Raw genomic sequence first — 25,897 nt, 5'->3', positions numbered from 1 at the left:
CGTTTCCTGAATGGCCGGGCCATCCCGGCCATTTGCGTTTCACGGCAGCGCCATTGCTGACGACGGATGTCCGCGGTATGTCCTGACATCACGAATGGTGCCAGCATGCTGCGGATATCCCGCGATCTCGTCATCGACGAGGACGACATCGAGATCGGCTTTGTCCGCGCCTCCGGCCCGGGCGGGCAGAACGTCAACAAGGTCGCGACCTCCGCGCAGCTGCGCTTCGACACCCGCAAGCTGACCTTGCCCGAGGACGCGGCGCTGCGCCTTGCCCGCATTGCCGGCCAGCGCATGACCAAGGACGGCGTGATCGTGATCCACGCCCAGCGCTTCCGCACCCAGGAGCGCAACCGCCAGGATGCCATCGATCGCCTCGTCGAGATGCTCAAGGAGGCCATGGTCCGGCCGACGCCTCGCCGCGCGACGCGGCCGACCTTCGCCTCCAAGCAGCGCCGGCTCGAGGGCAAGAAACACCGCAGCGACATCAAGGCCGGCCGCGGCCGGAGCTTCGACGATTGATGCGAAAAACCTCCGGTCGCGCGAGCGACCGGAGATTTGCCGTTCGCGAGCTGGCGTCAGTAGCGCTTGCCGGCCGCAGCACCGCCGGTCGCCGCATCGTCTGCGGTGCCCTTGCGCGTCGCGCTGCCGGTGGTCCCGACGGACCCCTTCGTGCCTTTGCCCGACTTCATGCCGACCTTCTCGCCGGCTGCGCCCTGCTGTGCACCGAGATCCTCATCCTCGCTGCCTGACGCGCCGCCTTGCATGGGCTTGCTTTGTACGGTGCCGCCAGGCCTCGTCCCAGACGAGGTGCCTTGGGCGAGAACGGGCGTTGCAACGAGGGCCGCGAGAGCGCAAGCGATCGCAGAGGTCTTCACCAACTTCATCCATTTCTCCTGGAATGTCGCGATGAACCGTCGGTTGCCTTCTGCACCGTTCGCCTGCACCGGACCGGTTCATCGCAAAGAGAGTTCGAACGGCGCGGTGTGATGCAAGCCGCGTCGTGTGGTGATCGTTTAGGGTTTTCGCGGCGCTTTCGCGGAATTGTGCTCCTCATATGCGGCGGCGCGGAACATGCCAAGCATTCCCGACGGACGAGGCGCGCCGAAAATGTCCCCCATTTCGGGTGTGGGAAGCTCAACCTGACCCATGCATTTGTCGCTGCGCGGCATTAGACTTGAGAATATTCGCCGAGTGAGCCTCATGCCCGTCCGCCAGCTGCCAGAACAGGTCGTCAACCGCATCGCCGCCGGCGAGGTGGTCGAACGTCCGGCGAGCGTGGTCAAGGAGCTGGTCGAGAACGCTATCGATGCCGGCGCGAGCCGCATCGACGTCTTCACCGACGGCGGCGGGCGGCGGCGAATCGGCATCACCGACGACGGCAGCGGCATGATCGCAAAAGACCTTGCGCTCGCCGTCGAGCGCCATGCCACCTCCAAGCTCGACGACGAGGACCTGCTGCAGATCCGCACCCTCGGGTTTCGCGGCGAGGCCCTGCCCTCAATCGGCTCGGTGGCGCGCCTCTCCATCACCACGCGGCATGCCAGCGAGCCGCACGCCTGGGCGTTGTCGGTCGAGGGCGGCGAGAAGTCCGGGATCATGCCGGCGGCGCTGGCGCATGGCACGCGCGTCGAGGTTGGCGACCTCTTCTACGCGACGCCGGCGCGGCTCAAGTTTCTGAAGACCGACCGCACCGAGGCGGAAGCCATCCGCGAAGTGGTACGGCGCCTCGCGATGGCACGGCCCGATATCGCCTTCACGCTCGCCGGCGAGGAGCGCGCACCGGTGACCTGGACCGCGGCACTGCCCGGCGCGGCCGGACGGCTAACTCGGCTTGGCGACATCCTCGGCGCCGAGTTCCGCAGCCACGCCATCGAGGTCCATGCCGAGCGCGAGGGCGTCGTGGTCGCCGGCTATGCTGCGGCTCCCGCGCTGACCAAGGCCAACGCACTCGGCCAATATCTCTTCGTCAACGGCCGGCCGGTGCGCGACAAGCTCATTCTCGGCGCCGTGCGCGCGGCCTATTCCGACTATCTGCCGCGCGACCGCCATCCGGTGCTTGCGCTGTTCGTCACGCTCGATCCGCGCGAGGTCGATGCCAATGTGCATCCGGCCAAGACCGAGGTGCGCTTCCGCAATGCCGGCCTCGTCCGCGCGCTGATCGTGCATGGCTTGAAGGAAGCACTCGCACGCGAGGGCCGCCGCACCGCCGCCAATAGCGGCGAGAGCGCGCTGTCCTCGTTCCGGCCCGCCTTCATGCCGCCACGTCCGGCAAGCTGGGACTGGCGCGCCTCGCCAGCCGCCCCGGTGGCGCCGATGCCGTCGTTCGAAGGCGCCGCCGCGCCCGCCTTCGCCGAGCGTGCGCAGGCTGCCTTCGACGTCGGCGCGCCCAGTGCTGACGTGCGGATCGAGACGCAGCCGGTAGCTGATCTCGTGGACCGCCCGCTCGGCGCGGCGCGCACGCAGATCCACGAGACCTACATCGTCTCGCAGACCCGCGACGGCCTGATCATCGTCGACCAGCATGCCGCGCATGAGCGCATCGTCTATGAGCGGCTGAAGGCCTCGCTCGCTGCGAACGGCGTGCAGCGGCAGATCCTGCTGATCCCCGAGATCGTCGAGATGGACGAGGCGACGGTGGAGCGCCTGCTGGAGCGCAGTGAGGAGCTGGCGTCGTTCGGCCTTGCCATTGAATCCTTCGGCCCCGGAGCGGTCGCGGTGCGTGAAACGCCATCGCTGCTCGGCAAGACCAATGCCGGCGGGCTCTTGCGCGATCTTTCAGAGCACATGGCCGAATGGGACGAGGCGCTGCCGCTCGAACGCCGCCTGATGCACGTCGCCGCCACCATGGCCTGCCACGGCTCGGTACGCGCCGGCCGCCGCTTACGGCCCGAAGAGATGAACGCCCTGCTCCGAGAGATGGAGGAGACACCGAACTCCGGCCAGTGCAATCACGGGCGGCCGACCTATGTCGAGCTGAAGCTGAGCGACGTGGAGAAGCTGTTCGGAAGGCGATGACGGGGCCGTAGGGTGGATTAGCCGAAGGCGTAATCCACCTCTTCTGCGTCCGCGGTGAGAGACAGTGGCGGATTACGCTTCGCTAATCCGCCCTACGCAAAAACACAAACTCCGTGTCGTCATAGGCCCGCCGCTCCAGCTCCTCAAAACCTTCCGGTGTCGTGAACTGCGCGGCCCTCGCCTCTTCCACCACGAGCAGCGCGCCCGGCGTGAGCCAGCCGCCGTCGCGAAGGCTCGCGAGCGCCTTCTCCGCAAAGCCCTTGCCATAGGGCGGATCGAGGAACACCAGCGAGAACGGCTCGACCGGATGCGCGGGGCCGAGATCGGTCGCATCGCGGCGGTAGACCTTGGTGACGCCGCCGAGGCCGAGCGCCTCGACATTGCTGCGGAGCAGCGCACGCGCCTCCGCGCCATTGTCGACGAACAGCGTGAACTTCGCCCCGCGTGACGCGGCTTCGATGCCGAGCGCGCCGGTGCCCGCGAAGAGATCGAGCACGCGCGCGTCCTGGATCGGATTGTCATAGGCGTGCACGAGGATGTTGAACACGGACTCGCGCAAGCGGTCCGCCGTCGGGCGGATGTCGCGCGAGGACGGTGAGGCGAGATTGCGCCCCTTCAAGCGACCGCCGACGACGCGCATCACACCACTCCGTCATGCCCGGGCTTCTCCCGGGCATCCACGCTCTTCAGCCGTAAGCGCAAGCAAGACGTGGATGGCCGGGTCAAGCCCGGCCATGACGACCAGTTGCGCGGTGCCAGGCTCGTTCCATCCATCGGACCTACTCGCCGTCCCGCGGCGTCAGGTCGCGCTTGCCGTGATAGCCGCGCTTGGGACGGCGCGGCGGGCCGTAGCCGCTCGCCTCCATCTCGTTGCGCTCGCGCGCCTCTTCGCTGCCGGTGCGCTGCACCAGCACACGGCGGCCCTTGCGGTCATTGATGACCGCGCGCTTGCTGGCGGGCTTCTTCTCGCTGGTCGCGTCGTCAGAGCGCGAAGATGACTTCGAGGGCGCGTCGAACTGCGCGCCCGACTTCTCGATCACCTTGTCGCCGAGCTGCTCGCGCAGCACGCGCGCGCGGATCTCCTCGACCTGGCCTTCCGGAATCTCGCCGAGCTGGAACGGGCCGTAGGAGACGCGGATCAGCCGGTTCACTTCGAGGCCGAGATGGGCGCAGACGTTGCGCACCTCGCGGTTCTTGCCTTCGCGGATCGCGAACACCAGCCAGACATTGGCGCCCTGATCGCGCTCCAGCGTCGCCTCGATCGGACCGTACTTGACGCCCTCGATCTCGATGCCGTTCTTGAGCGCATCGAGCTGCGCCTGGGTGACGTCGCCATGGGCGCGGACGCGGTAGCGGCGCAGCCAGCCGGTGTCGGGCAGCTCCAGCGTGCGCGCGAGGCCGCCATCGTTGGTGAGCAGCAGCAAGCCTTCGGTGTTGAAGTCGAGCCGGCCGACGCTGATGAGCCGCGGCAGGCCTTCGGGCAGATTGTCGAACACGGTCGGACGGCCCTCGGGGTCGTCATGCGTCGTCATCAGCCCGCGCGGCTTGTGGTAGAGGAACAGCCGCGTGCGCTCGCGCTCCGGCAACGGCTTGCCGTCGACCATGACGACGTCGTTCTTGGTGATGTCGAGCGCCGGCGAATTGATGACGCGGCCGTTGACGGTGACGCGGCCCTGCGTGACCATCTCCTCGGCGTCGCGGCGCGAGGCGAGCCCGGCGCGGGCCAGCACCTTGGCGATGCGCTCGCCGGCCTTCTTCGGCTTCGGCGCGTCGTCGCGGCGCGGCCGGCCCTCGAAATCACGGTTCCGCTCGCGATAGGCGCCGCGGCCGCCGAAGGCGGGACGCTTCTCGAAAATCCTGCTGTCATCCTCGTTCTCGCGGCGCGGACGATCGCGGAAGCGGCCTTCGTTGCGCGGATGCTCCTGCCAGTCCATGCGGCCTTCGGGGCGCTGGCGTGGGCGATCGAATTTCGGACGGTCACCGCGTTCGCTGTCGCGGTCACGGGGCCGATCGAATTTCGGTCGCTCGCGGAACGGACGATCACCCGATGCGCGGTCATCGCGCGAACGCGAGAAGCGGGGACGATCCTCACCGCGGCCGCCCTCGCGACGATCGTCGCGCTGACGCCAGGGTTTTTCATCGCCACGATCGCGGCCGCCGAAATCCTTGTCGAAGCTCTTGCGCGGACGGTCACTGCGCGGTGCGCGATCACCGCGATCGAAATTCGGGCGGTCGCCGCGCGGCTTGAAGCTGCGTTCGCCACGATCCTCGCGCGGCCTGCGATCCCCGCGGTCGCGTTCGCGATCCGGCCCGCCTCGCGAAAATTTCCGTTCGCCGTCGAACTTGCGCTCTGGACGGTCGCCGCGCGGCGCGTAGGGCTTCTTGTCGCCGAACTTCCTGTCGCTGGAGCGGCCGGCCGAGCGTGCATCGTCGCGATCCCTGCGCGGCGGACGATCGTCACGGCCATAGGACGGGCGATCACCGCGCGGCTTGAAGCTGCGCTCGCCGCGGCCTTCACTGCCGCGGTCGTCGCGCTTGAAGCGGGGACGGTCGCTGAAATCGCGGCGCGGCGCATCGCCGTCCTCGCGGCGGCGGAACGGACGGCCCTCGCGGTCCCCACGGGGCGGGCGGCTGTCGCGCTCGCCCCTGCCCCCACCCTTGCCCTCGAAGCCGCGCTTGGCAAATTTCTTCTCGGGGCCGCGCGGCTTGCCGCTACGGCCTTTGGGGGGGCCTCGCCGGCCGCGGGAATCGTTGTCTTTGTCGCTGTCGCGAGGCATGACTAATCTCACTTAAGGGGTGACGCGAGCATTGTGCGCGCTCGCTGCGAGCCGCATGCTCAGGCAAAATCGGTATCCACTCTTGCTGAAGGCGGAGCTAGTAGCAGGTTTCTGGCGATGATACGAGGCATGAAAGCCCCTTCTTTCATGGATTTGGCGCTTCTGGCGGCCGAAAATGCCGGAAAAGCGGGCGAAGTTCCGATCGGATGCGTGGTGGTCCGCGATCACGAGGTGATCGCCACCGCGGCCAACCGGACGCTGACCGACCACGACCCGACGGGCCATGCCGAGATCATCGCGCTGCGCGCGGCCGCCGCGAAGATCGGCAGCGAGCGCCTAGTCGATTGCGACCTCTACGTGACGCTGGAGCCCTGCACCATGTGTGCGGGCGCGATCTCGTTTGCAAGGGTGAGGCGGCTCTATTACGGCGCGGCCGACCCCAAGGGCGGCGCGGTGGAGTCGGGCGTGCGGTTCTTTGCCTCGCCGACCTGTCACCACGCGCCGGACGTCTATTCCGGCGTCGGCGAGAGCGAGGCGGCGCGGCTGCTGAAGGAGTTCTTTCGGGAGCGGCGGTAGGTCGGAGTCGCGTAGCCCGGATGGAGCGAAGCGCAATCCGGGACAGTGCCGCGGCGAGGAGAGAATCCCGGATTTCGCTGCGCTCCATCCGGGCTACGCGATCGTCAGGCCAAGAAGAACTCGCGCAGCGCCCTCGCCGTCACGTCAGGATTCTCCTCCGTGAGGAAGTGCCCCGAATCCACCGGCATGCCGTCGACGTTGGTGGCCCATTGTGTCCACGTCTCCAGCGGCGTCGCGGCGGCCTGGGCGATGCCGGCGTTGCCCCACAGCGCCAGCATCGGAATGGTGATCTTCTTGCCCGCCTCGAAATCGGCCTTGTCGAGGTCGTAATCGAAATAGGCGCCGGCGCGGTAATCCTCGCACATCGCGTGGATGCGGGCGGGATCGCGGAACGGGGCGAGGTAGTGCGCGAGCGCGCGCGGGTCGATCGCGTCCAGCGTCTTCGACTTGGTCTGGCTCGCCATCTTGAAGCGCAGGAAGAACTCGCCCTGCCCTGCGATCAGCGTCTCCGGCAGCGGATAGGGCTGGGCCAGGAAGGCCCAGTGATAGATCTTCAAGGCGTAGGCGCGGTTCATCCGCTCCCAGTAATCATAGGTCGGCAGGATATCGAGCACGGCGAGCTTCGACAGCCGGCCGGGATGGTCGAGCGCGAGCCGATACGACACGCGGCCGCCGCGGTCGTGGCCGGCGAGCGCGAAATGCACGTGGCCGAGCCGCTCCATGACCTCGACCATGGCCTTGGCCATGGCGCGCTTAGAGTAGGGGATGTGCAGCGCATCGCTCGCGGGCATGTCGGACCAGCCGTAGCCCGGCAGGTCGGCGATGATCAGCGTGAAGGCTTCCGCCAGCTCAGGGGCCACCTGGTGCCACATCACGTGGGTCTCGGAGAAGCCGTGTAGGAGCAGCAGCGGCGGGCCCTTGCCGCCGACACGGGCGAAGATGCGGCCGAACGAGGTATCGATCCATTCGGCGGCAAAGCCCGGATAGAGGTCGGCGAGATCGGACATCTTGTTGCATCCTTATGGGTCGGTCGCGGGGGCGCTCGACCAACAAAAGTTCGAAAACAACCCCATGCACAGTACCGGTATTATGGTCGGGGTAACTAACCCCAACAGACGATTGCACATTCTGGATCGTGGATGTGGCGGCGCGGTGACGCAAAACGTCGCGATTCCGGATCGGCGCCTTTACGCGCCAGTCCGGGAATGACGCGCTAATTCTGCGCCTTTTCCGCCTCCACCGCCTGCCAGCCGATGTCGCGGCGGCAGAAGCCATCAGGCCAATCGATGCGGTCGACGGCCTGATAGGCGCGCGCCTGCGCTTCCGTCACGGTCGCCCCCAGCGCGCAGACATTGAGCACGCGGCCGCCATTGGCGAGGATCGCGCCGTTCTTCTCAACCGTGCCGGCGTGGAAGATCTCGACATTGTCGACCTTGGCAGCCTCCTCCAGCCCGCCGATGCGCGTGCCCTTCTGATAGTCGCCGGGATAGCCCTTCGCCGCCATCACCACGGTGAGCGCGGATTCTTTGTGCCAGCGCAGGTCGAAATGCTTCAGCTCCCCGTCGCAGGCGGCGAGCAACGCCGGCACGATGTCGCTCATCATGCGCAGCATCAACACCTGGCATTCGGGATCGCCGAAGCGCACGTTGAACTCGAACAGCTTTGGCCCCTGCGTCGTCAGCATGATGCCGGCATAGAGCACGCCACGGAACGGCGTGCCGCGCTGCTTCATGCCCGCGACCGTCGGCAGGATGATTTTGGCCATGATCGCGTCGTGGATGGCGGGCGTGACCAGCGGCGTCGGCGAATAGGCGCCCATGCCGCCGGTGTTCGGGCCGACATCGTGGTCGAACACGCGCTTGTGGTCCTGGGCGGAGGCCAGCGGGATCGCCGTCTCGCCGTCGCAGAGCGCAAAGAAGCTGATCTCGCGGCCGGGCAGAAACTCCTCGATCACGACCTCCGCGCCGGCCTCGCCGAAGGCGCCCTCGAACATCATGGCGATGGCGTCCTCGGCCTCGCGCACGGTTTTCGCAACGACGACGCCCTTGCCGGCGGCAAGGCCGTCGGCCTTGACCACGATCGGCGCGCCCTGGCTCTGCACATAGGCGCGCGCGTCATTGGCATTGGTGAACCGCTTGTAGGCGCCGGTGGGAATGCCGAACTCGGTGCACAGCGCTTTGGTGAACCCCTTGGAGCTTTCGAGCTGGGCCGCCACCCTGCTCGGCCCGAACGCCTTGATGCCGGCTTTGGTGAGATCATCGACGATGCCGGCCGCCAGCGGCGTCTCCGGCCCGACCACCACGAGCGCGACCGCGTTCTTTTTGCAGAAGTCGATCACGGCGGCATGGTCGGCGACATCGAGCGCCACGCACTCCGCCTCCCTGGCGATGCCGGCATTGCCGGGCGCGCACCAGAATTTGGTCACCAGGGGAGAGGCTGCGATCTTCCACGCCAGGGCATGTTCGCGGCCGCCGGAACCAAGCAGGAGAATGTGCATCGAAGGCTCAGGATAAGGGGTTTTGCTGGGGGCGGAGGTCGCATGAATCGGGGTGGGGCTCAAGAGGAAACGGCGCGAACTCCCCGCCATTCGATGTGCTCGATCATTCCAGGCGCTTTGCTGGCGATCGACTTTTCGCCATGCAAGCGATCGGCTACACGGGAATTGCATTTCCCCCGTGTGCTCGCGGGCGCTGATCCAACAAGGCCCAAAGAATGACTGAGAAGCCGCAAGCGGGCGCGCCCGCCCTGGAGAAAGGGCTGGACCTTCTGGAGGCGCTGGCGGGCGCTGCACGCGGGATGAGCCAGAAGCAACTCGCCGAACGCGTCGGGCGCTCCGTCAGCGAGATCTTCCGGATGCTGGTGGCGCTGGAGCGCCGGGGCTATGTCGCGCGCGACCCCGCGACCGGCGAATACACTTTGACGCTGAAGCTGTTCCGGATCGCTTCGCAATTCCCGCCGACCGAGCGGCTGCTGAAGGCGGCGCTGCCGGTGATGGAGCAGCTCGCCTCGCGCGTCCAACTGTCCTGCCACCTGACGGTGCTGCACGGCGAGCAGTTCATGGTGATCGCCCGGATCGAGCCGGAATGGTTGATGGGCTGGTCGGTCAAGGTCGGCGCGGTGTTTCCGCTCACCCAGCAATACGCGTCGGCGAAGGTTCTGGCAGCCTTTCAGCTCGAGGGCCGGCGCCAGGAGCTGGCGCAGGTCATCGCGACCAATGACCGGATCAGCACCAAGAAGGCGCTTGCGGCGCTCGACCGCATTTCCTCGGAGGGTGGAAACTTCTCCAATGACGATGGCTATACGCGCATCCTTGCCTATAGCTGCCCGATCATCGAAGTCTCCGGCCGGGCAGTGGCCGCGATGACCGTCCCGCTGGTGAGGCAGGATCAAATCCCCGCCGCGGAAGCCAGCGCCATCGCCGCGGAGCTGCGTAGCGCCGCCAGGATCGTGTCCGAGAAGATCGGCGGCGTTTCCTAGGACGTTGACGCATAAACGTCGGCTTACCAGTAAAGCGGAAGCTCGGACCTTTGGGCGTGATCGGCAGCTTGTGACCCGATGGCGAAGTTCGGTTTGGTTCAGATATGGTCAGCTGATCGGGGGGACACCGGAAGTGACGCAGGGTCGTTCGAGCCGGCTCTTTTGACCAGAGCGGACATTTGCGCCTGCGTGCTACGGTCGGCTTCGCTCATTGGGAGGTGAATGAAACAGGGCAGTTTTGTGCCTTCACTTCCCCAGTCGGAGAGCCGCTCTGCTCGAACTCGGCGGAGGGACAGTTCGGAGGTGCACGCTAGCGGGCATTTGAGTGGCCGTGCTGCAAGGGCTTGCAGTTGAGGTCTGCGATTTTAGGAACGTCGGACGCAAAAGCAAGTTGCGGCATCAAACAGACTTCAAGGATCAACGTCATGGCCAACTCTCCCGAAATGGTTCATTCAAGCCACCGCACGCCCCCTCAGACGAGCGATGTCGTTCCCGCCGACGAAATTCGCACAATCATGTTGAATCAGGTTGCGTGGGGCGCGGTTTTCGCGGGTGCAGCCATCGCGCTTGTGATGCAGATTATTCTAAACATGATCGGCCTTGGCGTGGGTTTATCCACGGTAGACGTTGGGGAAGGTAGCACGCCCAGCGCAAGCTCGATGTCGGTTGGTGCAGGTATCTGGTTTATAGTTTCCGGCATTCTGGCTGCGGCACTGGGCGGCTACATAGCCGGTCGGCTTTCTGGCAAGGCGTCTGCTTCAACGACGGCTTATCATGGATTAATGTCATGGGCAGTCTCAACGCTGGCGGTGATGTATCTGCTTTCTTCCGCCGCTTCCGGCTTGGCTGGTGGCGCTCTCAGCACAGCATCTTCCGCTTTGGGCGGAGCGGGCAAAGCGCTGGGAGGGTCGGTCCAAACGGCAGTTCAAGCGGCAGCGCCTACGCTGAACAATGTCAGCGACCCGATGGCTGCCATCGAAAGCAAAGTTAAAGGCGCCTCGGGAGGGCAAGATCCCGCCGCGCTTCGTGATGCCGCGGCCACAGCCGTCCGCGCGGCGCTAACGGGTGACGCTTCTCAGCAGGCAGCGGCTAACGACAAGGCGGCCGAGGCTCTAGCCAAGGCTCAGAATATATCTCAAGACGAAGCAAAGGCGCAGATCAGTCAGTACCAACAGCAATATAAGGAAGCGGTAGCCAAGACGAAGGAGCAGGCAAAGCAGGCGGCGGATACAGCTGCCAAGCGCGTCTCACAAGGTGCATTGTTCGCGGCAGTGGCATTGTTACTGGGCGCCTTGGCCGCGTTCTTTGCAGGGCAAGCCGGGGCCGTGAATCCAACAGTGTCGGCGCAAGTCGCCCGTCGATGACAACAACGACCCGAGAAATCGACTTCAGCTCGAACAACCAAGTTCGTCAGCTCACCGAAAGGCGTCGCTTCAGCGCTTTGTCCCTCGTTCGTTGAAGCAGGCGACCTGATCATGCATCATCTCTGGCAGATGATCAGGAAGGTGGTCGCGCGCGGACGAGCGGCTCCAAACGATCGTCTTTGGCGACCGTGGCTTCATTCGCGGCATGGATGGTTACGCAATCGCTCCGGGTTTTGTCGGACTAAGGACGAGGTGAGTGTTCGATAAGCTGATTTGCAGCCTGTCGCGACAGTATGCTCGCATCGCCGCCGGTCCAAATCTAAGAGCGGTAGCTCCAAGCTCGCGTCGTTGCCCGGCAGCCCCGTCTATAGCGAGCGCTTCGCAAACCTTGCGAAAAAAATTAAGAACGATGCGTTGTCTCTGGCGTTGGGCGCATGTCCATAGAGAGGCAAACATGCAAGGACAATGCGTGGTAGCAGTATACAACTCTCGTAACGATGCAGAGGAAGCGTACCGTGCTGTGGTCGGTTCAGGCGTTCCAGCAGATCATGTGAGGCTGAGCAATCAGCCATCACAGTCAAGCAGCGAAAGAGCAAGCGAAAGCTCGGATGGAGGAAGTTTCTGGGACTGGCTGTTTGGAAGCGATGTACCGGCAGACGAGCGCCGCCTGTATGAAAGCCACATGGAACGGGGCGGCACCGCATTGTCGGTGCTAGTGGATGCTCCCACCATGGCCGATCTCGAACGCATCGAAGGTGTGCTGCAGGAGTACAATCCGGTCGAGATCCACGAAGAAAATGGGGGCGGCTCGACAGCGGTCGGAAGCGGAGTGTCAGGACCCTCGGTGAGGCAAGAAGGGTATGACTCTCAAGGCCACGAACCCGAGAAGGTTATCCCTCTCCCGGAAGAAGAATTGAAGGTGGGCAAACGGGCCACCGAAACCGTCAAGCATATAAGAACTTACGTAGTCGAGGAGCCTGTACAAAAGGACGTACAACTGCGCGATGAGCGAACTGTCATCGAGCGCCGTCCAGCTACGGGAGCTGCGACAGGGCAACCAACGGAACGGGAGTACGAGGTGCGAGAGCTGCATGAGGAGCCCGTAGTCCAGAAGGAGACTCGAGCCGGTGAAGAACTGGTGGTACGCAAAGAAGCGGCCGAACGTACTGAGAGAGTTGCTGATACGGTGAAGAAAACCAGGGCCGACATCGACAAGACTGAGCGTTGAGCTAGCTGATCAACCGCCGGCATCAAAGATCGGCAGTGGCGAGTGAGGGCGGCTTTGGGCCGCTCTCACTTGCTCGGATATTAAGATAGTCGTGCGTCAGAGCGAAAGCGCCAGCACTTCATCGGCCTTACAGCTGTTGGCTCACATGCACGGTAGATCGGACGCGGGGGCCGTGCTCACTTCGACCGCCGCTTGTGGCCCTTAGGCGAGGTTCAGGCGGCGTACACGTTGGTTGGGACAGAGCGGGAGCGACCGGCCGAGCTTCCAAACGGCGCTGATGACCCGAAGGCGACATCGACCAAACGTCTAATCGGCCCTTCAACTCACCTGTGTGCCCTTATGTTATTGTATCCCTTCCGAGAACTCGATGGAGGGAAGGATGGACATCCGATGGAAATTGACGGCGCCGGGTGAAGCGTTCAACGCGCACGACTTGGATTCCATCATGGAGTTCTTTGCTGACGATTGTATCTTGGAGATGCCGAGGGGAAGCAAGCCTTGGGGCTCCCGCTTCGAAGGCAAACGCAACGTACGAGACGGGCTCGCGACGCGCTTTGAAGGCTTGCCGGATGTTCACTACGGCGACGCCGAGCACGGATACGATGGCAAACACGGGCACTTCAAAATGGACACTCACGCTCTAGCCGGCGGTCATGCCGGCATCGACGATCCAAGCCGCGCCGTTCACGTGAGCAGCCTCGTCGGATGCGAGGAAGGCAACGATGTTCGCGACGTCCTGCGGTCGTCCGTGCGCGCTCGCAGCATTTCGACGCATTGTGATGGCGCCCTCGCGCGCCTGGCCTTCCAACTCCCGGATCATGCGCGACTCGACCGGCCCTGGCAGAACGGCGTTGACCCTGATCCTCGTCTCCGCGACATCGAGCGCCGCCGTGCGTGTCAGCCCGAGCACGGCGTGCTTGGAGGCGACATAGCCGGCGAGTCCTGCGCGTCCCCGGATTGCGGATGTCGACGCAGTGTTGATGATCGCGCCCGTCCCGCGTTGCATCATCCTGGCGATCACGTGCTTGAGGCCCAGGAAAACGCCCTTGACGTTCACCTGCAGCAATTGATCGAACGTTTCGTCGGGATATTCGTGAAGAGGAGCGACGACGCCCTCGATGCCCGCGTTGTTGGCGAAGATGCCGATCGGCCCCAGACGTGCTTCAGTCGCCTCTACGAATGCGATCGTATCCTGAGCGAGGGAGACATCCGCGCGGATGGCGAGCGCCCTTGCCCCGACCTTCTCGACCAGCTGCGCGGTGGCGCGTGCAGCCGCTTCGTCGCGGTCGACGATCGCGACCGCAGCGCTCATCTGCGCCAACTTCAGCGCAATGGCGCGCCCGATATCGCCCCCGCCGCCCGTGACCAGCGCGACCGGCCGATCAGTGCCACTCACGACTTCAGGAACTCGCAGCCGCCATCCGCCAGCGGCCGCCAGGCCTCGGACGGCGCGATGGTCTTGACCAGCTTGTAATAGTCCCAGGGGTATTTGGACTCACCGGGAGTCTTCACCTCGAACAGATACATGTTGTGCAGCTTGCGACCGTCGGCGCGCACGCTGCCCTTGCCGAACAGGGGATCATCGGTCGGCAGCTTCTTCATCTGTTCGACCACGGCCTTGCCGTCGCTGGAGGCGCCGAGCGCATCGACGGCTTTGAGGTAGTGCAGCGTCGTGGCATAGGCGCCCGCATGCAGCGCGGTCGGATAACGGCCGTTGTTGCGCGGAGCGAAGCGCTTGGTCCAGGCCCGGGTGTCGTCATTCAGATCCCAGTAGAAGGATTCGGTGAACTGCAGCCCTTGCGCAATCTTCAGGCCGAGCGAATGGACGTCGCTGAGATACAGCACCGTCGCCACCACGCGCTGGCCGCCTTGGGGAATGCCGAATTCGACCGCCTGCTTGATGGAGTTGATGGTATCGCCGCCGGCATTGATCAAGGCGATGATCTCCGCCTTCGAAGCTTGCGCCTGCAACAGGAAGGATGAGAAATCCTGCGTGTTGATCGGCGTGCGGACGCCGCCGAGAACCTTGCCGCCGAATTTCTGCACGACGTTCTTGATGTCGCCCTCCATGGCATGGCCGAAGGCATAGTCGGCCGTGAGCAGGAACCAGCTCTTGCCGCCGCTCTCGACGACGGCGCGCGCGACACCCGACGAGAGCGCGTAGGTGTCGTAGGTCCAGTGCACGAGATTGGGCGAGCAGGACTTGCCGGTCAGGTCCGACGACGAGGCGCCGGAGACCAGCAGCGTCTTGTTGTTCTGCTGCACGACGTTGCGCACCGCGAGGGCGACGGCCGAATTCGGCGCATCGACGATGACATCGACGCCTTGCCGGTCGATCCACTCGCGCGCGATGTTGGCGCCGAGATCGGCCTTGTTCATGTGGTCGCCGCTGATGATCTCGACCGGCCGGGTCATCCTGGGAGACGATGCCTGGAAATCCTCGACCGCCATCTTTGCCGCCAGCAGCGAGCCCGGGCCGGTGACATCGGCATAGAGGCTGGACATATCCGTCAGCACGCCGATGCGGAGCGGCTTTGCTTCTTGTGCCCGTGCACCGAGCCCCGTCATGCCCAACGCCAATCCGCCGGCGCCAGCCAGCAGCCGGCGGCGGCTCACTCGAAATCGTGCTGCCATGGGCAGACCCTCCTTTGCCTTGTGCGTGTTTCTTCCCAATTTTCGCCGCCCGCATGTACATCGCACGCAGGCTGATCTTGTCGTTCAGGGCGTGAGGCGCTCGACGAGCCTGCGATCCTCGACCTCGAATCCGCCGCCATAGACGTCCGACACCATGAAATGCGCGCCGAGGATCTCCGGCTCGAGCTCGGCAATCGGATCGTACGCGCTGGCGTGCAGCGTCATCGCGGCGCGACCCGGCACCGGCTTGGAATATTTCAACGGCGTGCGGCGATAGGCGATGTCCGCATAGGCCGTGCCGAGCCGCTCGGGATGCGGCAGACGGCGCACATGGATCTCACCGGCCGGCAGCTTATCGCCGTCGACGATGCGGACGACCGGCGCGGACGGATCCGGCGTGAAGGAGAAATCGGCGAGCGGAATGCCGCGGCGGCGGACCCATCCAGTGATCGATCCATCGGCATGCTCGTCGAACGCGTAATGCGCATCCTTCTTGGTGTAGCCGAACACCTCGCGTCCGGCACAGATCCCCATGGGATCGCTGCAATACATGAAGATATGCGTCTCGGTGAACAGCCCCTTGTAGCGCACGGGCACCGAGATCATCAGATCGAACATCTCGCCCGCATGCACGGCGAGAGAATGGCCAGGCGAACGCATGAAGCGGAACGCCACGCGGTCGCTGGCGATCTCGAACGGCGTCTCTGCGAGCAAGGTCGCGACCTTGCCGGGCGCGACACGGGTCATGATCTCGACGGTCCGCAAGGTGCAGCCCCATTCCACCGGATAAGCCGGCGAATAGGGCGGATTGACCCCACTATTCGGCTTGAGCTGGTACTGCCCGAACATGCGTCCGCGCGGGTCGTCGGGATCAGTAACCGCAGTCATCGGGTCCGCTTCCTCTGAATCCATATATGATTTTACGATTTCATATATGAAAATTCAGGCGGGTCAAGTCGCCTTCCAGGGCGGTTCCCCGGCCCCCCCGAATCGATTGGCGCTTGCCGGCGAAAATCCTTAACGTCGGGCCTGACCCCGAAATGCCGAATCGTTTGCTATGCCGCCTGCGGAACAACTGCTCAACGCGCCCGAATTCACCGTCTCCGAACTGTCCCTGTCCCTGAAGCGGACGGTCGAGGACGCCTTCGGCCATGTCCGCGTCCGCGGCGAGATCTCGGGCTTCCGCGGGGCCCATTCCTCCGGCCATTGCTATTTCGCGCTCAAGGACGAGAGCGCCAAGATCGAGGCGGTGATCTGGAAGGGCGTGCACAGCCGGATGCGCTTCAAGCCCCAGGAGGGGCTCGAGGTCATCGCCACCGGCAAGCTCACGACCTATCCGGGCTCCTCGAAATACCAGATCGTGATCGAGGCGCTGGAGCCGGCCGGCATCGGCGCGCTGATGGCGCTGATGGAGGAGCGCAAGAAGAAGCTCGCCGCCGAGGGCCTGTTCGACGAGGCGCGCAAGCAGCTGCTGCCGTGGCTGCCGGAGGTGATCGGCGTCGTGACCTCGCCGACCGGCGCCGTCATCCGCGACATCCTGCATCGGCTGGAGGACCGCTTTCCCCGCCGCGTGCTGGTGTGGCCGGTCAAGGTGCAGGGCGACGGCTCGGCCGAGCAGGTCGCGGCCGCGATCCGCGGTTTCAACGCGCTGCCCGAAGGCGGCCGGATTCCGCGGCCCGATGTGCTGATCGTCGCGCGCGGCGGCGGCTCGCTGGAGGATCTCTGGTCGTTCAACGAGGAGATCGTGGTGCGCGCCGCGGCCGAGAGCATGATCCCGCTGATCTCGGCGGTGGGGCACGAGACCGACATCACGCTGATCGACTTCGTCGCCGACAAGCGCGCGCCCACGCCGACGGCGGCGGCCGAGATGGCGGTGCCCGTGCGCAGCGACTTGTTCGTCGAGGTGGGCGATCTCGGCCGCCGCACCCGCGCCTGTTGGCAACGCGCCCAGGAGAGCCGCCGCAGCGAGCTGCGTGCCGCCGCGCGCGCGCTGCCGGCAGCCGGCGATCTGCTCGCGATCCCGCGGCAGCGGCTGGATTCGGCGGGCGCATCCCTGCCCCGCTGCCTCAAGGCCAACACGCATGCGCATTTCCGCAGGTTCACCGCGGCCAGCGCGAAGCTGACGCTGCGGGTGCTGCACGGCCAGATATCGCAGGCCGATCATCGCCTCACCGTTTGCGGCGAGCGGCTTGGTCTCTCCGCGCGCTCGCTGCTGCGGCAGCGGCGCGACCGCTTTGCGGGACTGGAGGTGCGGCTGCGGGCCTCAAAGCTTGCGAATGCGCAGGCGCAGCGCAACGCGATTGCCCGCCAGCGCGAGCGCACGCATCGTCTGACTGAGCGGGCGCAGCGCGCGCTGGTCACGCTGCTGCACCGGCTGGAGGCGCGGGTCGAGAACAGCGGCAAGCTGCTCTCCGCGCTGTCCTATCGCAGCGTCCTCGCGCGCGGCTTTGCGCTGGTGCGCGACGAGGCCGGCCATCCCGTGCATGCGGCGGATGCGATCGGTCCTGGCGCGCGCCTCGAGATCGAGTTCGCGGACGGCCGCGTCGGCGCGACGGCGGATGCGGATCGTGCGGCGCCTGCGGAGAGGCGTGCGCCAGCGCAGGCCAAGCCGGCTGCGGAGACGAAGCCGGCACTGAAGCGCCTGGCCAAGCCGGTGGATCAGGGCAGCTTGTTCTGAGGAGGGAGGACGGGCTCTATCCGCGTCATTGCGAGGAGCCCTTGCGACGAAGCAATCCAGACTGCTTCCGCGGAGGGATTCTGGATTGCTTCGCTGCGCTCGCAATGACGATGTGGCGACAGCGCGTCTCCCATTCAAATCTACTTCAGCGACACGACAATCCCGCCTCGATCGTGGTCCAGAAGCCGCAATGGTCCGGCGCGCGATGGGAGGCGTGGGCTTCGAACAGCAGGATCGCGACGGTGAAGACGATCAGGGCGGAGGCGAAGAGCGTGATGCGGCCATGCATGTGAGATGCGTTCAATCGATATCGTGGTCGAACTAAGGCGAGGCCAAGCGCGGTGGCGCCATCACCGCGCCAACCATTGCGCGACGTCCTTCTGCGAGGCGGCGCGGGCCTCGGCATCCCCGTGCTCGGGCGCAGCGGCGGCGTGCAGCGGCGTGCCGGCCCGGTCGAAATCGTGATCGGCGCCGGGATAGACCACGATGCGCGCCAGCGCGCTGCGGCCGCGCGCGCCGTCCACCATCTGGCGGCAGGCCGGGGGCGACGACACCTCGTCATCGGCGCCGATCAAGACCAGCGTCGGCACCCGCGTGCTCCAGCCGAGGCCCGCCGAGATCCGGCAATCCGGATAGAACGCAATCGCGGCGCGGAAATCCGGACCGGGATCGCGCCCCGCGCTCTGCGGACGCACGGCCCAGAGCAGCGCGCTCGCACCATTGGCCCAGCCGATCAGGCTGACACGGTCCCGCGCCACCCAAGCCTGCTGTATCAGCCAGGTGCGCGCGGCCGCGATATCGGCGACGCGTTCGCGCCGCGCCTTGACGTGCATCTCCTTGACGCGGCATTGCGGGCCGAGCTCGCGCGAGCCGTAGCTGTCGGGCAGCAGCACGGCATTGCCGGCCTTAAGCAGGCGTTCGGCCCAATCGCGATAGCGCGGCAGCACGGGATCGGAATGGCTACTCAGCCCGCCGCAGCCGTGCAGCGCGATCACGGCCGGAAACGGCCCCTCGCCCGCGGGCTTGTAGAGCTGCGCATGGAGCACCCCGGAGGCGAGCCGAATCTCGACCGGCTGCGGCGCCGGGGCGGCGTGCGCGGCCGACATCAGCAGCGTCAGGAACAAAGCGGCGAGGCGAAGGCGCATCGGACTCTGCGGCAGGAGCTGCCGGAACCGGCGCCCCTTCGACCGAAGCCTTATCATGCGAAAACGGCGGCAAATCATCACGAACCGGTGGGTTTAACGGGCGGACAAGCCACCCCATCTATGCTACATCCCGTCCAACACATCGTGCCTTCCACGGCTTTCCTGGAGAGGCCCCCACGGAGACTTTCGACCGTGCTGAACAAGTTCGGCCCCTCGGGCCATGGCGAAGCGCAGGTGCAATATCTCGACGGCGATTTCCGCGTGATCTCGCCGGGGACCTTCGTGCGCTGCGCGATCACCGACGTCCGCATCCCGCTTGACGAGCTGAAGTACTGGAGCGTCGATCTGCAGGAGGCCTATGCCACGCCCACCGCGGTGCTGCAGCGGCATTTTCCCGGCGCGCTGAAGCAGCCGTGATCCTTCGGCTCTCGCAACTCTCGTAAGGCGGGTAAAACCGGCAGACCTATAATGCTGGCGGTAACAATTGCAGAGTGCAATTCCATCTGACTTCTCCTGGACGCGGCTTCATTCCATAAGATTGCGGCCATGAATGCCGGCTGAATGTTCGCCGATATTTAAAATTGTCAGGCTTCCATTGGGGCCCATTTAAGCCGGCCCGCACCACATTGCCTCGGGATAAAGTGGCAAGCGGGCAGGAAGCATGGACCTCCGGAGAATTTTCAGCCGTTCGTTCGGTGTACCTTCGAGCGCTAGGGATCATTTGCTCGAACGGTTCATCCGCGACGAGCAGGGCAGCTACGTGCTCATTTCTGCGCTGCTCATGCCGGTCCTGGTCGGCACCGCCGGCCTCGGAACGGAAGTGGGCTGGTGGTACTACAAGCACAAGAACATGCAGAGCGTTGCCGATTCCGGCGCGGTCAGCGCTGCGACGGCTGCCAGTGCAGGCGGCGACCCCCGGTCCGAAGCCAAGGCGGTCGCGGCAAATTATGGCTACACCGACGGCGCGAACGACGTCACTGTCACGGTGAACCAGCCACCGAAAACAGGCAGTCAGGCGTCGAACGCACAGGCCATCGAAGTCATCGTCAGTCAACCGCAGCGTCGGCTGCTGTCCGCCTTGTTCGGCTCGGATCGCGTACCAATCACCGCGCGCTCGGTCGCGCTGCCCAACTCCGGGACGGGCTGCGTCCTTGCGCTCAACAGGAGCGCAAGCCCCGCCGTCAATGTCAGCGGCGGCAACCAGCTCAACCTGATCAAGTGCAATCTCTACAGCAACTCGAGCGCAAGCCCCTCGCTCAACGTCGCCGGCAGCGCCTCGGTCGCGGCGAACCAGGTCGGCGTGGTTGGCGACGTCTCCGGCGCGAGCAGCATCACGGCGGCCAACGGCATCAAGACGCACATCACGCCTGTCGCCGATCCCTATGCCGACGTCTCTCCGCCGACGCGGCCGAGCTGCAGCAATGCCAAGATCACGGTCAACGCCAACGGAAAGACGAACTCGCTCGACCCCGGCTGCTACATGGGCAGCATCACGGTCAACGCCGGCGCAGTCCTGAACCTCAATCCAGGCATCTATTATCTGGATGGCGCCAGCTTGAGCGTCGCCGGAAATGCCACCATCACCGGCAGCGGCGTCACCCTGGTGTTCACGGGCTCCGGCAGCGACTGGGGCACCGCCTCGATCGGCAGCAACGCGACCGTCGACCTGACCGGGCCGACCAGCGGCCCAACAAAGGGCATCGTCATGTACGGCGACCGCAACATGCCGGCCGGGACCAATTTCAATCTCACCGGCGGTGCTACGCAGAATTTCGGCGGTGCCATCTACCTGCCGAAGGCCAATCTCAGCTTCAGCGGCGGCAACGGCACCAGCACATCCTGCACCAAGATCATCGCGGATACGCTGACGTTCAGTGGCACGTCGAACCTGCAGGTCAATTGCACCGCGCTCGGCACCGCGACGATCGGTTCGCAGACCGCGCAGCTCGTCGAATGAGGTTTGGAGCGATGCAGATCCAGAGTTTCTCATTTAAGCTTGGCCGTCGATGGCTCGGTTCTCTGGCGCGGCATGTGCGAATCGCTGCCGGCGATCAACGGGGCGTCGCGGCAGCCGAATTCGCCATCCTGGTTCCCCTGCTGTCCCTGATGGTCGTCTCGGTCACGGACATCGGGCTTGCCCTCTATCGCAAGATGCAGGTCGAAAATGCCGCGCAAGCGGGGGCCCAGTACGCGATTGCGCGCGGCTTCGACACGAGCGGCATCGCGAACGCCGTCGCAAGTGCCACCAGCGCGACGAACATTACCGCTTCACCTCCGCCGGTCCAGTTCTGCGGATGTCCGACGAGTGCGGGCGTGAGCGCCACCAGCTGCGGAACGGTCTGCACCGGCGGTGCGCCGGCCGGGACATATACGACGGTCTCGGCGCAAGCGACGTACTATACGATCATCGACTATCAGATCGTGGCGGCTACCTACACATACACCGCGCAGTCCACCACGAGGCTGCAGTGAAGCTCACCGCATTATGGCAGGACACGCGCGGCACCACAGCGCTGGAATTTGCGCTGACCGCTCCCGTGTTCTTCCTGTTCATATTCGGGATCATCGAATGCGGGCTGCTGTTCTGGACTCAGCTCGGAATCCAGCATGGCAGCGAAATGGCGGCGCGCTGCGCGAGCGTCAACAACACGCTCTGCCCGAGCAGCAGCGCGATCACGACCTACGCTGCCCAGCAGGCCTACGGCCTCACGCTCCCCCCGGGGACATTCACCTTTGCCACGGCCGCATGCGGCAACCAGGTCAGCGCGAGCTATTTATTCGAGCTTCCGCAGATCATCAACCTGTCTCCGATCACGCTGACCGCGCGAGCCTGCTTCCCGAGCTGAGGTCGCCGACAGAAAAATGGATTCTGCCATGCCAATCGCTTGCGTTCTACATTCCTTGCAGCCGTGGGTGAGTCGTTTCGCCCTGTAGTTGGATTCTTTGTTGCAATTCCGCGCCCTAGAGTTGTTTGATGAAGTTCTGCTGAAACAAAGCACTGCTATAGTGCACGTTAGGTAATTGACCCTGTTCTTTTTTATCGCACAGACGATCCGGTCAACCAAACAGCCATCGAGCATTGGAATTGGCGCGGTCTGTGAACGGGCTCATATCGAAGAGCCATCTGACGGGCGACGATCACCTTGAAAATTCGCGGTGGAATATCTGTAAATCGACAATCAAGCGATGGGGGTAATCATGCCCGCCATTTTCGACCTGCTCTATCGTGAATATTGCCGCGCCCGTCTCGCTGAGATGCGCAAACAGCTTCTGATCGCAGCTGAGCGCGCTGAAGCTGTCGCAGCGGATCATTATCCCGCGACGCTGAGTGATGATGAGAGAACGGACCCGCACCGCAAGACCGGTCTCGGCCTGCCGAATTGAAGCGGCTCCAAGACCGGCGATCACTCCCGCGTAGCAGTGACCAAGCAATTGGCAACAGTTTGGGAGACGGCAATGAATACACCCGAATGCTACACCGTCGTCGTCGCCTGCATGTCGTGCCTCACCATCATCGGATTGATGGTCGCCGGCGCGTGGTGAGCATGGCTCGTTGCAGACATGATTCCGACTTCGACATGAGTACAGCCGCCGCGTCGTCCGACGGCGGCGGCTGCGCTTTGGATCCGCAGATCAGCTTCCCGGCGGCGAATACGACACGTTTCGCGACCAGGGCAGAGACGTTGCCTCACGTTGCGCGATCAGCGCGCACTGAACCTTCGCTCGCGCGCTCTGTATAGATGATCGCTGATCAATTGCCGCAGCTTCGCCAGGTCATCGAACTCGAGCTGAACGGCGAACGGCACGATGCCGTCAGGCACGCCTGCGCTGCCGCGCAAGCGTGCAAGATCCTTTTCCGTGGTCACCAGCGTGAGCTGCTCGCGCTGCGCCTCCGCTGCGAGCGCTGCGATCTCGCCTTCCGAAAACATGTGGTGGTCGGCGAAGGCGCGCGTGCGAACGACGTCGATCCCGCTCGCACGCAGGGTACGGAAGAAACGCTCGGGATCGCCGATGCCGGCGAAGGCGAACACCCGCTTGCCGAGCAGCTGCGCGAGCGAGGCCGCATCCGGCATCAGGCGCGCACGCAGCTCGGGCTTGTTCCGCTTCGCGATCTCCGCCGCGACGTCGTTGGCGGCATTGCCGTCGCCGATCAGCACCAGCGCATCGGTGCGCGCGAGCTGCGCCGCGAGCGGTGCGCGCAGGGGCCCTGCGGGAAACACCGCGCCGTTGCCAAGGCCGCGCTCACCGTCGATCAGGATCAGCGAGGCGTCCTTGAACAGGCGCGGATTCTGGAAGCCGTCATCCATCAGGATCACGGTGGCGCCTTGCGACTTCGCCAGCGCGACGCCGTCGAGGCGGTCGCGCGCGACCACGACCGGGACGTCGCGCGCCATCATCATGGGTTCGTCGCCGACGTCGGACGCATCGTGACGCTCGCGGTCGACCATCACCGGCCCCTTCAGGCGCCCGCCATAGCCGCGGCTGAGCACGACCGGCGTCTCGCCGAGCTCGCGCAAGAGCTTGGTCAACACCAGCACCGTCGGCGTCTTGCCGGCACCGCCGACATGGTAGTTGCCGACACAGATCACGGGGATGCCGGCGTCCACGCCCTGGCGCAGCATGCGCCGTGCAGTGATCGCGCCGTAAAGCGCACCGAGCGGCCATAGCGCGTACGATTGAAGGGAGCGTGGCCGGTACCAAAAGGCCGGCTCACGCATTGGCGGCCCCCATCTCGATTCGCAATTGCAGCAGATACGGCTCGAGCGCGGTCATGGTGCGATCGAGCGCACCGCCGAGCTGCTCGACCACGCCGGTGCCTGCGCGCTGCATCTTGTCGCGCATGGTGGGATCGGCCAGCAACTGGCCGAGCTGCTTGACCAGCGCCTCCTGCGTGTCGGCTTGCCGCGCCCCGCCGCTGGTATCGAGCGCTTCATAGACGTCGGCGAAGTTGAACACGTGCGGACCGTGGACGATCGCGGCGCCCAGCTTGATCGCCTCGATCGGGTTCTGCCCGCCATGGTGGATCAGCGATCCGCCCATGAACACGATTCCCGAGAGCCGATAGAACAGGCCGAGCTCGCCCATGGTGTCGGCGACATAGACGTCGGTCGTCGCGGTCGGCAGCTCCTCGCGCGAGCGCAAGCTGGGCTTCAGGCCCGACGCCGTGACGAGGCCTGCGATCGATGAGCCGCGATCCGGGTGCCGCGGCACGATCACGGTGAGAAGCTGCGGGAAGAAGCCGACCAGGCTGCGATGCGCCGCGACCAACATCTCGTCCTCGCCCGGATGGGTCGAGGCCGCGACGATGATCGGACGCCCGCGCGTCATCGCCATCAGCCGTTCGAGCTTGGCGGGGTCGGCCGGCGGCGCGGGCACGTCGAGCTTGAGATTGCCCGTCGTCGCGACGTCGCGGCCGCCGAGCGCGGCAAAGCGCTCGGCATCTTTCTTCGACTGCGCAAGACAGATGTCGAACCGCGACAGCAGCGCCGAGATGGTGCCGTGCATGCGGCGCCAGCGCGGGAAGGAACGCGGCGACATCCGCCCGTTGATCAGCACCATCGGCACCCGGCGCGCCGCGCCGGCGAGGATCAGGTTCGGCCACAAATCGGATTCAATGAACAGCGCCAGCGACGGCTTCCAATGATCGAGGAAGCGCGCGACGTAGCGCGGCGAGTCATACGGCACGTATTGATGGATGACGTCGGGGGGAAAGCGTTTTGCGACGACCGCGGCCGAGGTGACCGTGCCCGAGGTGAGCAGGATGCGCAGATTGAGATCGCGCAGGCGCTCGATCAGGGCGGCCGCCGCCAGGACCTCGCCAACGCTGGCACCATGAATCCAGACCAACGGGCCGTGCGGCCGCACGTCGGCGGACAGGCCGCGCCGCTCGCCGACGCGGGCGGGATCCTCCTTGCCCTGCTTCAGCCGCCGCTTGATCAGCGCAGGCGCGAGTGGCACCAGGCCGGCGGCCAGGCGCCGATACATCCGCAGCGTGATCGGCAGCGCAATGGGCAGCGACTTAGGCATCTTCCGGTCCCGGACGGCCGAGCTGCGCATAGGCGCGACGGGTCGCCTCGTTCAACGTGTCTTCCAGCTCCTGCCGCAACGTCTCCATCATGGCGGCGTCGGCATCTGCGGGAACGTGGATTTCCTTGATGCCGACCAAAGCGCCCCGCCCGAATGGCAAATTGATGGTGGTGCGATCCCAGTTCTTGAGCCGGACGAAGCGGCTGGTCGCCATCGCGAAAGGCATGATCGGCCGTCCCGATTCCCGTGCCAGCATGATAATGCCGAGCCCGACCACGCGCGAGCGCTTGGGGACATCGGCGGTCAACGCGACATTACAACCGGCCTGGAGCGTCCGCACCATTTCCTTGAAGGCGCCGACGCCACCTTTGCGGTGGAACGCGCCGCCATGGTCGCCGGAACCGCGGATCGTGCCGATCCCGAGCCGCTCGGCGGCGATCGCATTGAACTCGCCGTCGCGGTGCCGAGAGATCAGCACCTTGGCCCGATAGGAGGCCTTGTTCTGGTTCTTGATGAAGGGCGTCAGGAAATGCTGGCCGTGCCAGAACGCGAAGATCGCAGGGAGCTGCGGCTCGACGCGCTCGTAGACGTCGGGCGGATCGAAGGTGAAGGTGTTGGTTCGCCAGACCAGACGCAGATACTCGGCCGCCAGGACCCCGACGGCACGCTGAAACCAGCTGCTTCGCAGCGTATTGCGAAGCAGTTTCTTCAACGCGCCGGTTCTTGATTCGGATCGAGCAGCCGATGCAGGTGCACGATGAAGTAGCGCATCTGCGCATTGTCGACCGTGCTCTGCGCCTTGGCCCGCCAGGCGGCGTGGGCGCTGGCATAGTTCGGATACAGACCGACGATGTCGACCTCGTCCAGATTCTTGAACGTGTTGTGCTCGAGATCAACGAGCTCGCCGCCGATGACGAGGTGGAGCAGTTGTTGCGGGGCGCTATCTGGCATGAGTTCTGTTCCTAAGGGGCTGC

General features: G+C 65.0%; 26 protein-coding genes and 1 pseudogene. 13 read left to right on the top strand and 14 right to left on the bottom strand.

Features of this window, described 5'->3' with window-relative positions; genetic code table 11:
• Positions 1-105: 105 nt before the first annotated feature.
• Positions 106-522: an alternative ribosome rescue aminoacyl-tRNA hydrolase ArfB gene (gene arfB, locus I6F09_RS28515; RefSeq protein ID WP_225189581.1), complete on the top strand. Its 417-nt coding sequence runs from the start codon at positions 106-108 to the stop codon at positions 520-522.
• A 56-nt stretch (positions 523-578) separates the two neighbouring features.
• On the opposite strand, the gene I6F09_RS28510 is transcribed toward arfB, so the two are convergent.
• Complete coding sequence (locus I6F09_RS28510; protein ID WP_036027161.1) at positions 579-887, bottom strand: hypothetical protein; 309 nt, start codon at positions 885-887, stop codon at positions 579-581.
• A 316-nt stretch (positions 888-1,203) separates the two neighbouring features.
• Between I6F09_RS28510 and mutL the strand changes: the two genes are divergently transcribed.
• The gene (gene mutL / locus I6F09_RS28505; RefSeq protein ID WP_225189580.1) at positions 1,204-3,018 is read left to right on the top strand and encodes a DNA mismatch repair endonuclease MutL; all 1,815 of its coding nucleotides are present in this window, start codon (positions 1,204-1,206) and stop codon (positions 3,016-3,018) included.
• Between the two features lie 82 nt (positions 3,019-3,100).
• On the opposite strand, the gene rsmD is transcribed toward mutL, so the two are convergent.
• Positions 3,101-3,658 carry a 16S rRNA (guanine(966)-N(2))-methyltransferase RsmD gene (gene rsmD / locus I6F09_RS28500; protein WP_225189579.1) on the bottom strand — a complete coding sequence of 186 codons (558 nt, stop codon included), beginning with the start codon at positions 3,656-3,658 and terminating at the stop codon, positions 3,101-3,103.
• A gap of 139 nt (positions 3,659-3,797) precedes the next feature.
• Positions 3,798-5,795: a pseudouridine synthase gene (locus tag I6F09_RS28495; RefSeq protein WP_225189578.1), complete on the bottom strand. Its 1,998-nt coding sequence runs from the start codon at positions 5,793-5,795 to the stop codon at positions 3,798-3,800.
• A gap of 117 nt (positions 5,796-5,912) precedes the next feature.
• Between I6F09_RS28495 and I6F09_RS28490 the strand changes: the two genes are divergently transcribed.
• Positions 5,913-6,371, top strand: coding sequence for a nucleoside deaminase (locus I6F09_RS28490; protein ID WP_225189577.1), 459 nt, complete (start codon positions 5,913-5,915; stop codon positions 6,369-6,371).
• Positions 6,372-6,475: 104 nt separating this feature from the next.
• Here the strand turns inward: I6F09_RS28490 and I6F09_RS28485 are convergent, their stop codons facing one another.
• Positions 6,476-7,378, bottom strand: coding sequence for an alpha/beta hydrolase (locus tag I6F09_RS28485; RefSeq protein ID WP_225189576.1), 903 nt, complete (start codon positions 7,376-7,378; stop codon positions 6,476-6,478).
• 206 nt (positions 7,379-7,584) lie between these two features.
• On the bottom strand, positions 7,585-8,868 hold the full coding sequence (purD, locus tag I6F09_RS28480) for a phosphoribosylamine--glycine ligase (protein ID WP_225189575.1): 1,284 nt from the start codon (positions 8,866-8,868) through the stop codon (positions 7,585-7,587).
• 215 nt (positions 8,869-9,083) lie between these two features.
• On the opposite strand from purD, the gene I6F09_RS28475 reads away from it, so the two are divergent.
• The 4 genes and pseudogenes from I6F09_RS28475 to I6F09_RS37775 all read left to right on the top strand — a co-directional run.
• Positions 9,084-9,848 (top strand): IclR family transcriptional regulator, encoded by a 765-nt coding sequence (locus tag I6F09_RS28475; protein ID WP_225126857.1) that lies wholly within the window; start codon positions 9,084-9,086, stop codon positions 9,846-9,848.
• A 425-nt stretch (positions 9,849-10,273) separates the two neighbouring features.
• Positions 10,274-11,212 (top strand): PhnA-like protein, encoded by a 939-nt coding sequence (locus tag I6F09_RS28470; protein ID WP_225172176.1) that lies wholly within the window; start codon positions 10,274-10,276, stop codon positions 11,210-11,212.
• Between the two features lie 454 nt (positions 11,213-11,666).
• Positions 11,667-12,440 (top strand): YsnF/AvaK domain-containing protein, encoded by a 774-nt coding sequence (locus I6F09_RS28465; protein WP_157786013.1) that lies wholly within the window; start codon positions 11,667-11,669, stop codon positions 12,438-12,440.
• 367 nt (positions 12,441-12,807) lie between these two features.
• Positions 12,808-12,993: pseudogene (locus I6F09_RS37775) on the top strand (nuclear transport factor 2 family protein); the annotation flags it as partial.
• An 87-nt stretch (positions 12,994-13,080) separates the two neighbouring features.
• Here I6F09_RS37775 and I6F09_RS28455 read toward each other — a convergent pair.
• From I6F09_RS28455 to I6F09_RS28445, 3 genes are all read right to left on the bottom strand, one after another.
• The gene (locus I6F09_RS28455) at positions 13,081-13,836 is read right to left on the bottom strand and encodes an SDR family NAD(P)-dependent oxidoreductase (RefSeq protein ID WP_225189574.1); all 756 of its coding nucleotides are present in this window, start codon (positions 13,834-13,836) and stop codon (positions 13,081-13,083) included.
• A complete protein-coding gene (locus tag I6F09_RS28450) occupies positions 13,833-15,008 on the bottom strand; it encodes an ABC transporter substrate-binding protein (RefSeq protein WP_225189592.1) in 1,176 nt (391 codons plus the stop codon). The genes I6F09_RS28455 and I6F09_RS28450 overlap by 4 nt, the downstream gene beginning before the upstream one ends.
• A gap of 150 nt (positions 15,009-15,158) precedes the next feature.
• Positions 15,159-15,962 carry an acetoacetate decarboxylase family protein gene (locus I6F09_RS28445; protein ID WP_225189573.1) on the bottom strand — a complete coding sequence of 268 codons (804 nt, stop codon included), beginning with the start codon at positions 15,960-15,962 and terminating at the stop codon, positions 15,159-15,161.
• A gap of 169 nt (positions 15,963-16,131) precedes the next feature.
• On the opposite strand from I6F09_RS28445, the gene xseA reads away from it, so the two are divergent.
• Entirely contained in the window at positions 16,132-17,751 is a 1,620-nt protein-coding gene (gene xseA / locus I6F09_RS28440; protein WP_225189572.1) for an exodeoxyribonuclease VII large subunit, read from the top strand.
• Between the two features lie 145 nt (positions 17,752-17,896).
• Here xseA and I6F09_RS28435 read toward each other — a convergent pair whose 3' ends face one another.
• Both I6F09_RS28435 and I6F09_RS28430 read right to left on the bottom strand, forming a co-directional pair.
• Entirely contained in the window at positions 17,897-18,055 is a 159-nt protein-coding gene (locus I6F09_RS28435; RefSeq protein ID WP_225189571.1) for a hypothetical protein, read from the bottom strand.
• Between the two features lie 46 nt (positions 18,056-18,101).
• The gene (locus I6F09_RS28430) at positions 18,102-18,896 is read right to left on the bottom strand and encodes a dienelactone hydrolase family protein (protein ID WP_225189570.1); all 795 of its coding nucleotides are present in this window, start codon (positions 18,894-18,896) and stop codon (positions 18,102-18,104) included.
• A 192-nt stretch (positions 18,897-19,088) separates the two neighbouring features.
• Between I6F09_RS28430 and I6F09_RS28425 the strand changes: the two genes are divergently transcribed.
• The 5 genes from I6F09_RS28425 to I6F09_RS28405 all read left to right on the top strand — a co-directional run bounded on the left by I6F09_RS28425 (position 19,089) and on the right by I6F09_RS28405 (position 22,280).
• Positions 19,089-19,313 (top strand): DUF2093 domain-containing protein, encoded by a 225-nt coding sequence (locus I6F09_RS28425; RefSeq protein WP_036009228.1) that lies wholly within the window; start codon positions 19,089-19,091, stop codon positions 19,311-19,313.
• Positions 19,314-19,617: 304 nt separating this feature from the next.
• On the top strand, positions 19,618-20,853 hold the full coding sequence (locus tag I6F09_RS28420; RefSeq protein WP_225189569.1) for a pilus assembly protein TadG-related protein: 1,236 nt from the start codon (positions 19,618-19,620) through the stop codon (positions 20,851-20,853).
• Positions 20,854-20,927: 74 nt separating this feature from the next.
• Positions 20,928-21,368, top strand: a complete 441-nt coding sequence (locus I6F09_RS28415) for a TadE/TadG family type IV pilus assembly protein (RefSeq protein WP_036027076.1) — start codon at positions 20,928-20,930, stop codon at positions 21,366-21,368.
• Positions 21,365-21,742, top strand: a complete 378-nt coding sequence (locus I6F09_RS28410; protein WP_225189568.1) for a TadE/TadG family type IV pilus assembly protein — start codon at positions 21,365-21,367, stop codon at positions 21,740-21,742. Before I6F09_RS28415 ends, I6F09_RS28410 begins: the two co-directional genes overlap by 4 nt.
• Positions 21,743-22,094: 352 nt before the next feature.
• A complete protein-coding gene (locus tag I6F09_RS28405) occupies positions 22,095-22,280 on the top strand; it encodes a hypothetical protein (RefSeq protein ID WP_225124433.1) in 186 nt (61 codons plus the stop codon).
• A gap of 317 nt (positions 22,281-22,597) precedes the next feature.
• Here the strand turns inward: I6F09_RS28405 and lpxK are convergent, their stop codons facing one another.
• The 4 genes from lpxK to I6F09_RS28385 are packed head-to-tail and all read right to left on the bottom strand — an operon-like array spanning position 22,598 to position 25,874.
• Positions 22,598-23,614, bottom strand: coding sequence for a tetraacyldisaccharide 4'-kinase (gene lpxK, locus I6F09_RS28400; RefSeq protein ID WP_225189567.1), 1,017 nt, complete (start codon positions 23,612-23,614; stop codon positions 22,598-22,600).
• A complete protein-coding gene (locus tag I6F09_RS28395; protein ID WP_225140495.1) occupies positions 23,607-24,953 on the bottom strand; it encodes a 3-deoxy-D-manno-octulosonic acid transferase in 1,347 nt (448 codons plus the stop codon). Before I6F09_RS28395 ends, lpxK begins: the two co-directional genes overlap by 8 nt.
• Positions 24,916-25,635: a lysophospholipid acyltransferase family protein gene (locus I6F09_RS28390; protein ID WP_036039958.1), complete on the bottom strand. Its 720-nt coding sequence runs from the start codon at positions 25,633-25,635 to the stop codon at positions 24,916-24,918. Before I6F09_RS28390 ends, I6F09_RS28395 begins: the two co-directional genes overlap by 38 nt.
• Complete coding sequence (locus tag I6F09_RS28385) at positions 25,632-25,874, bottom strand: DUF4170 domain-containing protein (protein ID WP_036039955.1); 243 nt, start codon at positions 25,872-25,874, stop codon at positions 25,632-25,634. Before I6F09_RS28385 ends, I6F09_RS28390 begins: the two co-directional genes overlap by 4 nt.
• Positions 25,875-25,897: the final 23 nt, after the last annotated feature.

The sequence above is a fragment of the Bradyrhizobium sp. IC3195 genome (assembly GCF_020193585.1).
Lineage (GTDB): Bacteria > Pseudomonadota > Alphaproteobacteria > Rhizobiales > Xanthobacteraceae > Bradyrhizobium > Bradyrhizobium yuanmingense.
The sequence above is the reverse complement of the archived record's forward strand: the minus strand, read 5'-3'. Positions and strand labels throughout refer to the sequence as shown.

What these genes read in the sequence shown, in the direction of transcription:
- arfB (WP_225189581.1), top strand. Translation starts at nt 106, where the DNA reads ATGCTGCGGATATCCCGCGATCTCGTCATCGACGAGGACGACATCGAG.
- I6F09_RS28510 (WP_036027161.1), bottom strand. Translation starts at nt 887, where the DNA reads ATGAAGTTGGTGAAGACCTCTGCGATCGCTTGCGCTCTCGCGGCCCTC.
- mutL (WP_225189580.1), top strand. Translation starts at nt 1,204, where the DNA reads ATGCCCGTCCGCCAGCTGCCAGAACAGGTCGTCAACCGCATCGCCGCC.
- rsmD (WP_225189579.1), bottom strand. Translation starts at nt 3,658, where the DNA reads ATGCGCGTCGTCGGCGGTCGCTTGAAGGGGCGCAATCTCGCCTCACCG.
- I6F09_RS28495 (WP_225189578.1), bottom strand. Translation starts at nt 5,795, where the DNA reads ATGCCTCGCGACAGCGACAAAGACAACGATTCCCGCGGCCGGCGAGGC.
- I6F09_RS28490 (WP_225189577.1), top strand. Translation starts at nt 5,913, where the DNA reads ATGATACGAGGCATGAAAGCCCCTTCTTTCATGGATTTGGCGCTTCTG.
- I6F09_RS28485 (WP_225189576.1), bottom strand. Translation starts at nt 7,378, where the DNA reads ATGTCCGATCTCGCCGACCTCTATCCGGGCTTTGCCGCCGAATGGATC.
- purD (WP_225189575.1), bottom strand. Translation starts at nt 8,868, where the DNA reads ATGCACATTCTCCTGCTTGGTTCCGGCGGCCGCGAACATGCCCTGGCG.
- I6F09_RS28475 (WP_225126857.1), top strand. Translation starts at nt 9,084, where the DNA reads ATGACTGAGAAGCCGCAAGCGGGCGCGCCCGCCCTGGAGAAAGGGCTG.
- I6F09_RS28470 (WP_225172176.1), top strand. Translation starts at nt 10,274, where the DNA reads ATGGCCAACTCTCCCGAAATGGTTCATTCAAGCCACCGCACGCCCCCT.
- I6F09_RS28465 (WP_157786013.1), top strand. Translation starts at nt 11,667, where the DNA reads ATGCAAGGACAATGCGTGGTAGCAGTATACAACTCTCGTAACGATGCA.
- I6F09_RS28450 (WP_225189592.1), bottom strand. Translation starts at nt 15,008, where the DNA reads ATGACGGGGCTCGGTGCACGGGCACAAGAAGCAAAGCCGCTCCGCATC.
- I6F09_RS28445 (WP_225189573.1), bottom strand. Translation starts at nt 15,962, where the DNA reads ATGACTGCGGTTACTGATCCCGACGACCCGCGCGGACGCATGTTCGGG.
- xseA (WP_225189572.1), top strand. Translation starts at nt 16,132, where the DNA reads ATGCCGCCTGCGGAACAACTGCTCAACGCGCCCGAATTCACCGTCTCC.
- I6F09_RS28430 (WP_225189570.1), bottom strand. Translation starts at nt 18,896, where the DNA reads ATGCGCCTTCGCCTCGCCGCTTTGTTCCTGACGCTGCTGATGTCGGCC.
- I6F09_RS28405 (WP_225124433.1), top strand. Translation starts at nt 22,095, where the DNA reads ATGCCCGCCATTTTCGACCTGCTCTATCGTGAATATTGCCGCGCCCGT.
- lpxK (WP_225189567.1), bottom strand. Translation starts at nt 23,614, where the DNA reads ATGCGTGAGCCGGCCTTTTGGTACCGGCCACGCTCCCTTCAATCGTAC.
- I6F09_RS28395 (WP_225140495.1), bottom strand. Translation starts at nt 24,953, where the DNA reads ATGCGCAGCTCGGCCGTCCGGGACCGGAAGATGCCTAAGTCGCTGCCC.
- I6F09_RS28385 (WP_036039955.1), bottom strand. Translation starts at nt 25,874, where the DNA reads ATGCCAGATAGCGCCCCGCAACAACTGCTCCACCTCGTCATCGGCGGC.